Genomic DNA, 13,907 nt, shown 5'->3' with positions numbered 1-13,907 from the left:
AGAGCCCTTTAAAAGACGACCACTGCAGGTCGTCTTTTCTATTTACCCTTTAATTCTACTAGATGCTTCCAATAGCGTTTCGGCATAAAAGCCTTTTGTAGCCGGGGATTTTTACGGCTTTTGATGGCTATCGTCTTAAAATATTTTCTCCACAAATCTTGGTATTGGATTTCTTCTTCATCTAAGGCAATCTCCTCCTGCAGCTGTCCTTCCGTCATAATCCATCTTTCCTTATTATAAAGAGCTGCTATATCTCTTTTCACATCATGGATAATCCAGTTTTGATCCGCCATTCGTCTAGCAAAGTGGGGTGCCAGCAGTGCCGTTATATTATGATCTGGTTCTATTTCAGCATAATAGATATCCCCCTCAATTTTTTGGAACCGTAAAAGACCCAGCATGCCGTGGGTCTCTCTGCTGACTTTTTGACTTAATTGGTGAAGAGCCAATACCCTATCCTCTGCATGATAATCATCTATCCTTTTTCCCACCCTCCATCCTAACCTAAGATACTGATATACCTTTGTAGCAGCATTTTCCTCCTCAGAAAGGAATGCATAAAACACGTTTCTTAGGGCCATAGATGATATCTTTTCTTTAATAGCATGATAAACCTTCCCAGCCTTTTCTTCATCCGTATGAATCAATATACTCGAGACAAAAATATTTTCCTGTATACTATTCTGTCGTAGAATCTTTTCTGGCCTTTCAGGGCGGTAATAGGCTTCGTATACAGCCGTCAGCATCCCCTCAAAGCTTCCATCATAAATATAATAGTACATATTAAAACTCCCCCGTTACTGTAGTCAATATCTCCTGAGGCTTAACTACCTCCGGCAGTAGAGAAAACATCGATAGCTGCTGTCCCTCATCTCTTTTCTGATTGGAAATTTTCGGCAACTCCCCTATAAGTGACTGCCTCAAAAGATTTTCCTTAAAGCCAATTTCTCCGTAGTATCTTCCATTGCAGGTTATAAAGAACTTTGCCCTTTTTAGAACCACACCTATCTTTTTTAAGCTATCATAGCTTAGAGAATGAAACCTTCTGGCGGCAGCAATGCGATTGGCTGATTTCACTCCTATTCCCGGTATTCTTAACAGCATTTCATAAGGAGCACGATTGATTTCCAAGGGAAACAGATGAAGATTCCTCAAAGCCCAATTGCACTTAGGATCTAAAAATACATCAAAATTTGGCTGGTCCTCCTGCAATAGCTCCTTTGAAGAAAAGCCATAGAACCGCAGTAGCCAATCCGCTTGATAAAGACGATGCTCCCTCAGCAGAGGAGGGTTGGCGATGACTGGCAGTTTAGGGTCACTAGATACTGGAACATAAGCAGAATAATAAACTCTTTTTAGTCCAAAACGATTATAAAGTCCCTCTGATAACCGTAGAATATTTAAATCTGCATCAGAAGTAGCTCCTACGATTAATTGGGTACTTTGCCCTGCTGGCACAAAATTGCCTGCCTTCCTATACAACTTTCTCTCCTCTACCTTTTCAGTGATTTGAGAGGAGATAAATCCCATAGGTTTAATAATCGCTTCCTTCTTTTTTTGGGGAGCCAAAAGCTTTAACCCTTCATTGGAAGGCAACTCTATATTGACACTCATTCTGTCTACCAGCTGTCCCGCTTCATGTATTAGAGATATATCTGCCCCTGGAATTGCCTTCATATGGATATAGCCATTGAAACGATATTCTTGACGAAGCAACTTAGCTGTCTTTACCATAAGCTCCATTGTATAGTCAGGACTTTTAAAAACAGCTGCAGATAAAAATAATCCTTCTATGTAATTCCTTCGGTAAAAATTGATGGTAAGCTCCGCTACCTCTTCAGGGGTGAAGGAAGCCCGTGGAATGTCATTGCTGCTTCTATTTACACAGTAAACACAGTTATAGATGCATTCATTGGTTAACAGGATCTTTAAAAGAGATATGCATCGGCCATCATCTGACCAGCTGTGGCATATCCCCGCCATATGCCCATTGCCCAATCCTTTTCCGACATTTTTTCTATTACTTCCACTGGAAGAACAAGAAACATCATATTTTGCTGCATCAGCTAAAATCTCCAGCTTACTTAACAACTCCATCTTTTCCACCCCTCAACCATCAGAAAATTTATGAGTTTTCGTATGAGTTTATTCTACCTTAAAAGGCAAGAATTGTCAAACGTATGTTCGGCATCAAAATATGACAAGGGTCCGGATATGGCAAGGGGACGTTTCGTTTATATAAAAACTAAAATGAAAATTTAAATTCCGGTTTTTAGAGTTTGCAAGAGTAAATTCTATAAACCTAGAATTTACCTCTGCACCCTTTTTATAGTAAAATAACAGGTACAGTTGATTGCCTGCCTGTGCTATTGAAAGAGGGAAGAAAATGAACCAATCAAAATTCGGAGGATCATGATTCTTAGTCAGAAGACTTATCTGGCTTTCCGGTGGGTACGTCCCCTCATTCTGGGGCATACTTACAGCCTGTCCACAATAGATATTGAAGCCGCTGTGCTGCCAATTCATCATATTCTCCATTATAAAACTATTGATCTTTCCCTCTTTTTTGAGCATGTTAAAGACTTCCATGACAAAGGGGACTACCAGGTCTTCAGAATTTGAAGAAAGTCCAGTCATAAATTTCGTGTCACCATAAAAGCAGCCGTCTGTCGCTATTACATGTAAATGAGGATTAAAATTTAAAAACTCTCCAAAGGTTTGTATCCCTCTAGAGAGGGGCAGAATATGCAGGAGGTATTATTTCAGCTGTTGTAGATGGAATTAAGGTAGCAGAAGCTGTAATTGAAAAATACTTTTATTGAAAAACAAAATCAACTAAAAATTCCAAAAATTTTTAGTTGATTTTTTCTTGTTTAAGAAAGTATAAACTTTTAATGGTATGAGAGGGAAAAAACATTATTGATTTTTTTCTATTCAATTAAATGACATGCCACATAATGTTGAGAGGATATTTCTATTAATCCTGGTCGTTGGTGTCTGCAAACCTCTTTTGCTGCAGAACAACGGTCTACAAACTTACAGCCATCTGGAGGATATATAGGACTAGGGACATCTCCCTGCAGAGCGATCCTATTTCTGTCTCTTTGAACATCTGGATCGGGAATAGGAATTGCTGAAAGTAATGCCTTTGTATAGGGATGTACAGGATTTGTATACACCTCATTACTATCAGCTAATTCCACTATAGTTCCAAGATACATGACCGCTACTCGATCTGATATATAGCGAACCATTGAAAGATCATGAGCAATAAACAAATAAGTCAATTGATATTTCTGTTGAAGCTCCTGCAAAAGGTTTACCACTTGTGCTTGTACGGATACATCAAGAGCAGAAATAGGCTCATCGCAGACAACAAAATCAGGCTGCACTGCCAAAGCTCTAGCAATACCAATCCGCTGTCGCTGTCCACCACTAAACTCATGAGGAAAACGGTTTGCATGTTCTCTATTGAGTCCAACCAATTCCAAGAGCTCATGGATTCGATCTAATCTTTCGGCTCCCTTAAATAGTTGATGAATATCTATTCCCTCTGCAATAATATTGGATACAAGCATTCTAGGGTTTAGAGAGGCGTAGGGGTCTTGAAAAATCATTTGAGCACGTTTTTTGAATTCCTTTTCTTTATCTCTTTTAAAGCTATGAACATTTTCTCCATCAAATTCAACAATACCATCGGTAGCGGCATACATACTTAGGAGGGTTCGACCTATGGTAGACTTGCCACAGCCCGATTCTCCTACCAATCCTAATGTTTCTCCCTTATAAATATCAAAAGTAACATCATCTACTGCCTTCAAGAATACATGTTTATCTACTTCAAAATATTTTTTAAGATTTTTTATACAAATGAGCACTTCTTTATTTGTATTCATTGTCTAAGCTCCCCCCTTGCTCAATTGCTTATTTTTTTTAGTAAAGATAGGAGGTTCTACGGATGGAGACTGAGGATGATTAAGCCAGCAGGAGGCTTCATGACTTATATTTATTTCAAAGGAAGGAGGCATCTGCTGTTGACAAATCTTCATGGCATATTCACATCGATCCGCAAATGGACAGCCTTGCGGCGGTGCGAACAAATCAGGGGGTGTTCCTTCTATAGAAGATAGTTTGCCATCCTTTTTCTTGATATCAAGTCTTGGCACAGAACTCAAAAGCCCCCAGCTATAGGGATGTCTTGAGTGATAAAAAATGTCAGATGTTGATCCTGTTTCAACAATTTTTCCCCCATACATTACGATAACCCTTTGAGCCATATGAGCCACTACTCCCAAATCATGAGTAATCATAATAATGGAGGTATTGATCTTGCTGCGCAAATCATTCATTAACTCAAGAATTTGTGCTTGAATAGTCACATCAAGGGCGGTTGTGGGCTCGTCAGCAATCAAAATTTGGGGATTGCATACTAGAGCGATGGCTATCATTGCTCGTTGTCGCATACCTCCAGAAAATTGATGGGGATATTCTTTAAATCTTTTTTCAGGGTTAGGAATTTGTACCAAACGTAGCATTTCTATAGCTACTTTTTTTGCTTCAGCATGGTTTACTTTTCGGTGGCGTCTTAACCCCTCCATGATTTGTTTGCCAATAGCCATAGTAGGATTAAGGGAGGTCATAGGGTCTTGAAAAATCATACTGATTTGACTGCCTCGAAGCTTTTGCATTTCCTTTTCTTTTAGTTTAGTGATGTCTTTTTCATCAAAAATGATTTCCCCAGCTTTAAATCTAGCTGGAGGTTCGGGGTTTAATCTCATAATAGATTTTGCTGTTACTGATTTACCACAGCCAGATTCGCCAACAATGGCAAGGGTTTCTCCTTTACTAAGATAGAAGGAGATATTTCTAACTGCTTGAATTTCTCCAGCATAGGTGTCAAAGGAGACTTCTAAAAGGGGCCCAAAACAGTAACGACAGGCATGATTGCATTTCGAATGATATGCTTAAACACAATCTGTATTTTAGAAAGTCCCTTTGATTTTGCTGTACTAATATAATCTTGACTCAAAACTTCAAGTGTAGTTGCCCTCATCAATCTTGAGATGAAGGCCAAGGAACCTAACCCCAAGGCAAGAGAGGGCAGTAGGTAAGAGATTTGTGTTTTATCAACAGTTACAGGAAGCCAGCCTAACCGTACCCCGAAGGTATAAGCTAGGAAGGGCCCCATAACAATACTAGGGACAGACACCCCTATCATAGCAATAAAAATAGAGAAGTAATCTAAAAACTTTTCATGATTTAAAGCCGCAATGATACCAAAAAATAAACCAAAGGTAACAGCGATAAACATCGCTCTCCATCCTAAAGCAAAGGATTTTGGAAAGCTATCTCGGATGATTGCTGTTACAGAGCGACCTGGATGTTTTAAAGAAGTACCTAAATCACCCCTTAATAGATTTTTCATGTACAAGGCATATTGCTGAGGAATAGATTTGTCCAACCCATACTGTCTCATCAAAGACACTCGAACATCGGGTTTGAGTTTGGGATCATTAAAAGGATCACCAGGAAGAACTTTCATCAACACAAAGGTTATGGTGGCAATAACCCATAATGTTAATAATGCATATATTAAACGTTTGATAATATACCGTAACATTTATGATACCTCCCATATATTTTCGAATAAGGAAGGGTGGCAGCACCCTTCCTATAACATATTTTTATATAGCTATTGTGCCAGTTTTACTTCCATGTCAATGTCAGCCCAATAAAAATCGGTATTGACGCCAATCCCTCTATTCACAACACCAGTTAAGTAATTTTTATAGGTCCAGTGGGCGATTCGATAGTATTGAGATACTAATGCCATATCTTCAAACAGTAGCTTTTCAACTTCATATAAATATTTCATACGAACTTCAGGGTCAGCTTCGGTTTTAGCAGCTCTAATCAATCTATCCACTTCAGGATGACTGTATCTACCATGATTGTTAGGATTTGTAGATTCAAATACTTCAAGGAAGGTCATAGGGTCTGGGTAGTCGGGGCCCCAACCAGCAGTACAGAGGTCAAAATCACCTTTTTGAAGTCTTGATAATTTTTCTCCCCATGGAAGCGGAACTAGATTCACTTTGATGCCTATTTGTGCCCAATCCTCTTGAAATTTTTCAGCAATCTTTCTAGCAATATCGCTATCCTCCATGAGATACTCTATTTCTGGGAGTTCAGAAAGTCCCAGTTCTTCTAATCCTTTAACTAAATAGTCTCTTGCCTTTACTTTTTGGTTACCTTCAAATAGTTCAATACCCACTTCTTCCCGGAAGGATTTCTTTAATCCAGGAAAACCCATAGGGACAAAACCTAAGGCAGGTCGATCTCCAATATTGATTTTTTGAACAAAGCTTTGGCGATCAAGGGCATAGGACATAGCCTTACGAATATTGACATTTTGTGTAATTGGATTATTAGTATGATTAAAATCTATATAGAAGGATGTAAAATCAGGTTTATCAACCATTGGCTGTAATCCATATTGCTCTAATACGGCTATATCTTGAAATTCTGGAATATCCTTAGCTTGGATAGCAGATCCATCCAGTTGACCTGTTTTCAAGAGATTTGTCCGTGTTTCAACATCATTTACAATTCTAATGTTCATAGCATCTATGTTAATATTATCCCTATTCCAATAGTGGGGATTTTTTTCGTATTTGAAGGATTCATTATGCTTCCACTCCTTCATAATCCAAGGTCCATTGGAATTAAGTCCAGATGCTTTTAAAGTATAGTCACCTTTTGCTTTTCGTTCTTGATAAAAGGCTTCATTTACAGGTGCATATATTGGCATCGTGGTTAAATAAGGGAAATAGGGGGTTGGGTTTACTAATTCAATTGTAATACTGGAGCCGTCAGTGGATACCTTGACGTTATTCCAGAGTTCATCCTTTTTAGCTCGATAGGCATTGAGCTCTTCCTTTGTCATAGCTTCTATATGGTCGGTCTGTTTATCACTGCTGTTTCTTCTTGTTTAGTTCCACATCCACTTAAAGCCATGCTGAAGATTAAAAGAATCGCCAGCGTTAAAATGAAGTACTTTTTGATTTTCATAAAATCTCCCCTTTCAGTAATTTATTTTTACAGCTATAGGTTTTACTAACTATAACTGTTATAAATATATGACAACCCATTTGTAAACAATGTGTAATTATATGGAAAATATTATAATTTATACCATTAATTTTAACATATAAAAAATAAAAGAGAATGCACTCATGGAAATTTTGGAAATAGTTTTAACTTTGCATAATTAAAAATATAATTGGCTATATCTTTAATGCCTTCAAAAATGAATAAGGACATTTCATCTGTCATTCCTCCTTTTTATCTAAAGAAGAATAGACTAAACGAAATGTCCCTTGATTCATTTGACTTATGGCATAATTACAATGTTATTGACCACAGGTCTTTCTTTTCCATCTGATGGCTTATTCAAGATCTTGCCATTGAAATACATGGCACTAGATCCTCCTCCATCTAAGTTATATGCCTCCTTTACTCCCAGCTCCAGTAGCTTATCCTGTAACAATTCCAAAGTAACACCAGTACTCCAATCATTTTGCCTTCCATCAATGACAATCATGATCAAATCATCGTTGGCATACTTGCCGATAATTGTCCTAGGTTCATTGGTTTTTTTCCACTTACTTGGTATTTCCACCTTCTTACCATTCTTTAACAATACAGGAATAAAGCTCACTCCCTGATAGGGTTCCAGTTCCATAAGAGATTTTTCAGAATGGGGGACGGTTCCAATCACTTGTCCATTCCTGTTGATGCCTGCAAAAAACAAATCCCCTGGATAGCCGTTAAATGCCTCCACTAACCTGCCATCAATAACAGTATTTCCTATCAGCTGTGCATAAGACGCACCATTGCGTTGCTCTGTATAAAATCCACCGCCATTAATAGCTAAAATACCGGATTTTCTTTTGGCAGCATTGGAGGTTGTTTCTAATTTCCCTAGGGTATCCTGAGCTAACACGACTTTAAAAGCTTTAGGATTAAAAAGTTTTACTTTTGCAATATAACCTCGATACCCTAATTCATTTAATTTAAAAACCTTGATTTCAGTTGCATCAGAAATATGAGTAGCAACTGTAGGTCCTAACATATCCAGTATCTTTTGTTCGTAAATGTCATCAGATAATTTTCTCCCTGTGGCACTCATTTGGGATAAATCAGACAAGCTTTCCTCTTGAAGACGAAAGGTTTCCTCCTGCATCTCAACGTTTATCCCCATTTCTAGGGTTTTTTCATGTAATAACTGCATCTCCTTTTGTAGTTCACTCATCTGTTCCTCCAGCATAGTTGTAGGAAATTCCAACATTCTCCCTTGATTCATAAAACCTTGACTGACTAGAAAAAGTGCTAGAAAAGGAGCTCCTAAGAACAGCATGAATATATTAATTTTTGACATTAGGGGCCTCCTTAAGAATTCCCAAGCTTTTCTCAAGTTGTTTTAACTGATCGTCCAGTTCTCCTAATCTTTCATCAATACGCTCTTGAACAGATGTACTATTTGATAAGGTTGAATCTGTGTTTTCAATACTTAGTCTTAGGTTAATGATCTCTTGATTTAATGATTGTATTTCACTCGTTAACTGTTGAATATTTATGGCATTTTCCTGTTGTACATTCCTTATGGATGTGTCGATATAATCCTTTGCATAGGTGTAGCCATAATATACTGCTGCTCCCCAAAATCCTATACTAAGTAAAAATATTAATATGTTTACCCATATCTTCTTTCGTTTTTCTTTTTTTCTTCTAGCCGATTCCCTGACTTCTCTAGTATTATCTAAACCGGCGACTTGATTCGACATCTTTTCCCCCACCTTCCATTCTTAATAACTATGCTATCGCAAATGGATGGACTTATCAAGGAAAAATCCAGAAGATTATTTTTCCATTTACTAGCATTATTATGACATTTTTCGAAATATCCAAATAGTAAAATGGTGAAATTTGATTTTTAAAAACATGACAAAGGATGCTTTTCTGTCACATGTCATCATCCTTTGTGACAGAAAAACATCCCTTCTCAAAATCCTTTATTTATGTAAATTCTATATAATCTTCACAGAATTTGTTAAGAGGAATAGCTACAATGGATTTATCTTTTTGTCGAACGTATACATTGATATTGGTTTGGTCGAAGATTGAGTTCCCTGTTCCATGATCAAATGTGATTATTTCTCCCTCCATAGAGGCAGAACCATTGCTCTGGAAGGTTTGACCAGAAAAATAGTCAAAGATTCTTTTTGAAAGCGTAAAGAATAAGTCAATATCAACTTCATTCAAATGTTGCTCCTTAATGACGTTTACTGCATATAAAGCATTGTATCTCTTGCTGATGGTATAGAATGTATACAGATCTGCAAGATATATCACTCGAGATAATAACGGAATACTCTTCCCCCTTAAGTTCCTAGGATACCCAGAGCCATCATATTTTTCATGATGATGCAATATACTGTTTAACATGTCTTTAGTAATAAATGAACATTTTGTCAATAGACGCTGACTATAAATCGCATGCTGATAATATTCATTTATATTTTCTTCCTGCCACTGATCCTTATACCTTTTATCTTCTGGTAAATGCAGAATTCCTATATCCGCCAACATTGCTGTTATGAATAATTCTTCTCTTTTTTTCTGATCCCAATGCATCCATTTCCCAATCATATAGGAAGTTAAAGCAATACTGTAGTTGTAAAAGTAGAGAGAATCATCCATCCTTTTTATCTTTTCCAGCATTTGAGGGACATTTACAGAAGTGTTTATAATCTCCATACTGTTTTTTATATCCTGTTCAATAGACTGTACCTCAGAAGCGTCAGCTCCATTAAATAACAAAAGCATCTTATCAGTAATATTCTTTCTACAATGAGGTATCAATTTATCGATTAACTTTGCTTCTTTTTTATTAGTAATTTCCAAAACCTTTGAATAGCTGTCCTTCTGTTGAGAAATATTATTACTTTTTTCTACATCACCTTTTATAATTTCTTGAACAAGTTTAGCGGCTTCGATATTTCTCTCGCCTGTTTCTTCAACCTTTACTTGAATGGTTTCTATGTTGTACCGTTCCAAAATTTGCTGAACCTTTTTCACAGCATATTCATTTTTTATGACATATCCTTCTTTTACTAGGATATTATTATTGCTTGCAATAATATCTTTAGCAATTGTCATTCCTTTTCTTAACTCTTCTCTAGGTAATTCCCTTTCCTTTACTACAATGGTCTTATAGGTATTCTTTTTCATCATTACCCCTCCCCCCATTACTATATCTCCGATAATAGAATACTTTACGTCAATTCTTTTAATACAAATGGACGAAAAAGTTTTATAAAAAACTTATCTTACTATTATTATCGGCTAAATAGAATACTTCGTAAAGCCAAGAAGCAAAAATGAGTCAACAAACCTATATATCCCCTTTAGATACCCACAATAGAAGATAGCATCGATGTCACAGTTTCTTGATTTATTACAGGTAGATAACATTGAAATTGACATGTATGATTTTTCCCTATTTAAATCTTTTGTTTAACTCTATAAAAATTTCTTCAGGAGCAATATCCTTCTCCCTTAATAATACTAACAAGTGATAAAATAAATCACTGGTTTCATAAACCAGTTCTTCTTTACCAGGATTCTTTGCTGCAATAATGACCTCCGCCGTCTCCTCTCCAACCTTCTTTAACATCTTATCAATACCTTTATCAAACAGATAATTGGTATAGGAGCCCTCTTTAGGATTTTCTTTACGATTAGCAATGATACCATAAAGCTTCTCTAAAATCTCCGACCCCACCTTTCCCTCTTCTTTTTCTCCATAGAGAGGGTTGAAAAAACAGCTTTTTTCTCCTGTGTGGCAGGCTGCCCCCTTCTGTAGCACCTGTATCAAAAGAGTATCTCCATCGCAGTCATAGCTTATATGCTTTACCCTTTGAATATGCCCAGAGGTTTCTCCTTTATGCCATAGTTCTTTTCTACTGCGGCTCCAAAACCAGGTTTCTCCTGTCTCTAGGGTTTTCTTTAAAGATGCTTCATTCATATAGGCCAGCATCAAAACCTCTTTTGTAGTATCATCCTGCACAATGGCAGGAATCAATCCCTTTTCATCAAACTTCAAATCCTTCATTTTATCTCCCTACCTTCTCATATGGATTCCCTTATTGTTTAAATAATCCTTCAGCTCTCCGATCGCTATTTCTTTAAAGTGAAAGAGAGAGGCGGCCAAGGCTGCATCTGCCTTTCCATCTGTAAACACCTCATAAAAATCCTCCATTTTTCCCGCTCCTCCTGAAGCAATCACTGGTATATTTACCATCTCACTGATTTTTTGGGTAATAGCAACATCATAACCGCTCTTAGTACCGTCCTTATCCATACAGGTAAGGAGAATCTCTCCTGCCCCTAGTCTTTCTACCTCCTTCGCCCAAGCTACTGCCTCCAAGCCTGTATCTTCTCTGCCACCCTTTACATAGACATGATAGCTCCCATCCTGACGCTTTTTCACATCGATCGCCACCACCACCGCTTGAGATCCAAAGAGCTTGGCACATTCTGTAACAATGGAAGGGGTCTTAACAGCAGCAGAATTAATGGAAACCTTATCAGCTCCACTCTTCAAAACCTGACGAAAATCCTCTACACTTCTGATGCCACCCCCTACCGTTAAGGGAATAAATACCTCTTCAGCTGTCCTCTTTACTACCTCTAACAATATATTTCTTTCTTCATTGGATGCAGTGATATCTAAAAATACTAACTCATCTGCCCCCTGTAGGTTATAGGCCTTGGCAACCTCTACTGGATCTCCCGCATCTATTAAATTTACAAAGTTTACACCTTTTACTACCCTACCCTTATCTACATCTAAGCAAGGTACGATTCTTTTGGTAATCATTTCTTATCCCACCTTCACATCTGCTAAATCTACTTTTCCTTCATAGAGGGCCTTTCCAACAATAACTCCGGCTACACCAATTTCAGATAGCGTTTCTAAATCCTCTAGAGAGGATACGCCTCCAGAAGCAATAATGTCCACTGCCACATAATTTTTCAGTTCCTTAATGGCGTGAAAATTTGGTCCCTTCATCATACCATCCCTTGCAATATCTGTATAAACAATGGTCTTTACTCCTAACAGCTCTATCTCTTTAGCAAAGTCTATCGCCTTCACTGTGCTGGTTTTTGTCCAACCATCCACCGCCACAAATCCAGCCTTGGCGTCGATAGATACTACAATCCTATCACCATAAAGCTCAACAGCCTTCTTGAGCATTTCCTTATCCTGTACCGCCTTGGTACCAAGTATGACACGTTTTACTCCAATACTGATCAATGCCTCAATCGCCTCTAGACTTCGAATGCCGCCCCCCAACTGAAGAGGAATATCTACTGTCTCAACAATTCTTTCTATTACCGAAAGGTTCTTGCTCCTTCCTTCTAATGCGCCATCCAAATCTACAATATGCAGCACCTGGGCTCCTTTTTGCTCCCATAGCTTCGCCACCTCTTGAGGATCTTGAAAATACACCTTTTCTTCATCGAACTTCCCCTGAGTTAGCCTAACACATCTTCCATCTTTAATATCTATCGCTGGATAAATAATCATCCTATCAACTCCCCAAAATTCTTTAGCATTTGCAATCCTACTTCTCCGCTTTTTTCAGGATGAAACTGTAGTCCGAATATATTTCCCTTCTCCACTACAGCTGGAACATCCATGCCATAATCAGTGGTTGCCTTCACCGCCCAATTCTCCTGTGTCTTTGCATAATAGGAATGAACAAAATAAACATAACTACCCTCTGTGACTCCCTTTAATAGCTCACTCTCTCTAGTGATCTTTAACTGATTCCAGCCCATATGAGGAATTTTGTTACCCTCAGGAAGCTTGACAATATCTCCTTCTATGACTCCTAACCCTTTGGTTTTTTCTACTTCATGCCCATAGCAGAATAGGATTTGCATTCCTAAGCATATACCTAAAATAGGCTTTCCCTTTTCGACTTCCTTTTGAATCCAATCCTCCAAGCCCTTATCTCTTAAATTTTTCATTGCATCGTAAAAGGCCCCTACACCAGGGATGATAAGGGCCTTAGCTTCCTTCAGCTCTTCAACCTTCTCCGAAACAAAGGCTTGATATCCCACTACCTCGAAGGCCTTTTCTACACTTCTTAAATTACCCATACCATAATCAATAATACCAATCATAGTGTTCCTCCCCCTATATCATTCCTTTGGTAGACATAACCCCTTGGATCCTTGGGTCTATGCTAGTAGCTGTATCTAATGCCTTGGCAAAGGCTTTAAAAATGCTTTCTATGATATGATGATTGTTCTTTCCGTAGAGATTTCGGATATGAAGTGTCATACCACTGTTAAAGGCCAATGCTCTAAAAAATTCCTCCACCAGCTGCACCTCAAAATTCCCTGTCATCTCTCCTGTAAAACTCACCTCATAATGCAGGTAAGGTCGCCCGCTGATATCCATTGCCACCATGGATAAGGCTTCATCCATTGGGGTAAAAAGAGAAGCATATCTAGTGATCCCCTTCTTATCCCCCAATGCCTTAGCAATTGCCTGCCCTAGAAGAATCCCTACATCTTCCACTGTATGGTGAAAGTCTACCTCTAAGTCACCTTTAGCTGTGATGTCTAAATCCATCAAACCATGACGCGAAATTTGCTGTAGCATATGATCAAAGAATCCAATCCCTGTTTGGATGTTGTTTTCTCCTTTTCCATCCAAATCGATCTTAATCTCTATTGTTGTCTCGTTAGTAATCCGTTCTAATCTACATCTTCTATTGCTCATCTTCTTCCCCCCTCTCTCTAGTCAATAAGAACCGTCCCCGTTGTCC

General features: G+C 38.1%; 15 protein-coding genes. All 15 read right to left on the bottom strand.

Annotation, left to right across the window (positions count from 1 at the left end):
* Window positions 1-38: 38 nt before the first annotated feature.
* Complete coding sequence (locus tag CHB72_RS14905; protein ID WP_089283684.1) at window positions 39-782, bottom strand: TIGR03915 family putative DNA repair protein; 744 nt, start codon at window positions 780-782, stop codon at window positions 39-41.
* Window position 783: 1 nt separating this feature from the next.
* Window positions 784-2,097 (bottom strand): putative DNA modification/repair radical SAM protein, encoded by a 1,314-nt coding sequence (locus CHB72_RS14900; protein ID WP_089283683.1) that lies wholly within the window; start codon window positions 2,095-2,097, stop codon window positions 784-786.
* Window positions 2,098-2,190: 93 nt separating this feature from the next.
* A complete protein-coding gene (locus CHB72_RS14895) occupies window positions 2,191-2,676 on the bottom strand; it encodes a hypothetical protein (protein WP_242975151.1) in 486 nt (161 codons plus the stop codon).
* A gap of 254 nt (window positions 2,677-2,930) precedes the next feature.
* Complete coding sequence (locus CHB72_RS14890; protein ID WP_089283681.1) at window positions 2,931-3,896, bottom strand: ABC transporter ATP-binding protein; 966 nt, start codon at window positions 3,894-3,896, stop codon at window positions 2,931-2,933.
* Between the two features lie 3 nt (window positions 3,897-3,899).
* The gene (locus tag CHB72_RS14885; protein WP_089283680.1) at window positions 3,900-4,880 is read right to left on the bottom strand and encodes an ABC transporter ATP-binding protein; all 981 of its coding nucleotides are present in this window, start codon (window positions 4,878-4,880) and stop codon (window positions 3,900-3,902) included.
* Window positions 4,881-4,909: 29 nt separating this feature from the next.
* Complete coding sequence (locus CHB72_RS14880; protein WP_089283679.1) at window positions 4,910-5,620, bottom strand: ABC transporter permease; 711 nt, start codon at window positions 5,618-5,620, stop codon at window positions 4,910-4,912.
* 72 nt (window positions 5,621-5,692) lie between these two features.
* On the bottom strand, window positions 5,693-6,946 hold the full coding sequence (locus CHB72_RS14875; RefSeq protein ID WP_089283678.1) for a peptide ABC transporter substrate-binding protein: 1,254 nt from the start codon (window positions 6,944-6,946) through the stop codon (window positions 5,693-5,695).
* 447 nt (window positions 6,947-7,393) lie between these two features.
* Window positions 7,394-8,440 carry a phosphodiester glycosidase family protein gene (locus CHB72_RS14870; RefSeq protein WP_089283677.1) on the bottom strand — a complete coding sequence of 349 codons (1,047 nt, stop codon included), beginning with the start codon at window positions 8,438-8,440 and terminating at the stop codon, window positions 7,394-7,396.
* Complete coding sequence (locus tag CHB72_RS14865; protein ID WP_089283676.1) at window positions 8,427-8,846, bottom strand: coiled-coil domain-containing protein; 420 nt, start codon at window positions 8,844-8,846, stop codon at window positions 8,427-8,429. Before CHB72_RS14865 ends, CHB72_RS14870 begins: the two co-directional genes overlap by 14 nt.
* 232 nt (window positions 8,847-9,078) lie before the next feature.
* Window positions 9,079-10,296, bottom strand: coding sequence for an HD-GYP domain-containing protein (locus tag CHB72_RS14860; protein ID WP_176431397.1), 1,218 nt, complete (start codon window positions 10,294-10,296; stop codon window positions 9,079-9,081).
* Between the two features lie 265 nt (window positions 10,297-10,561).
* Complete coding sequence (gene hisIE, locus CHB72_RS14855; RefSeq protein ID WP_089283674.1) at window positions 10,562-11,176, bottom strand: bifunctional phosphoribosyl-AMP cyclohydrolase/phosphoribosyl-ATP diphosphatase HisIE; 615 nt, start codon at window positions 11,174-11,176, stop codon at window positions 10,562-10,564.
* A 9-nt stretch (window positions 11,177-11,185) separates the two neighbouring features.
* A complete protein-coding gene (hisF, locus tag CHB72_RS14850) occupies window positions 11,186-11,944 on the bottom strand; it encodes an imidazole glycerol phosphate synthase subunit HisF (RefSeq protein ID WP_089283673.1) in 759 nt (252 codons plus the stop codon).
* A gap of 3 nt (window positions 11,945-11,947) precedes the next feature.
* The gene (gene hisA / locus CHB72_RS14845; protein WP_089283672.1) at window positions 11,948-12,655 is read right to left on the bottom strand and encodes a 1-(5-phosphoribosyl)-5-[(5-phosphoribosylamino)methylideneamino]imidazole-4-carboxamide isomerase; all 708 of its coding nucleotides are present in this window, start codon (window positions 12,653-12,655) and stop codon (window positions 11,948-11,950) included.
* A complete protein-coding gene (gene hisH, locus CHB72_RS14840; protein ID WP_089283671.1) occupies window positions 12,652-13,257 on the bottom strand; it encodes an imidazole glycerol phosphate synthase subunit HisH in 606 nt (201 codons plus the stop codon). The genes hisA and hisH overlap by 4 nt, the downstream gene beginning before the upstream one ends.
* A 13-nt stretch (window positions 13,258-13,270) precedes the next feature.
* Window positions 13,271-13,861, bottom strand: coding sequence for an imidazoleglycerol-phosphate dehydratase HisB (hisB, locus tag CHB72_RS14835; protein ID WP_089283670.1), 591 nt, complete (start codon window positions 13,859-13,861; stop codon window positions 13,271-13,273).
* Between the last annotated feature and the right edge of the window lie 46 nt (window positions 13,862-13,907).

The organism is Anaerovirgula multivorans (assembly GCF_900188145.1).
Classification (GTDB): Bacteria; Bacillota; Clostridia; order Peptostreptococcales; family Natronincolaceae; genus Anaerovirgula; species Anaerovirgula multivorans.
Note: the sequence above shows the minus strand (reverse complement) of the source record. Positions and strands in the feature narration are given on the sequence as shown.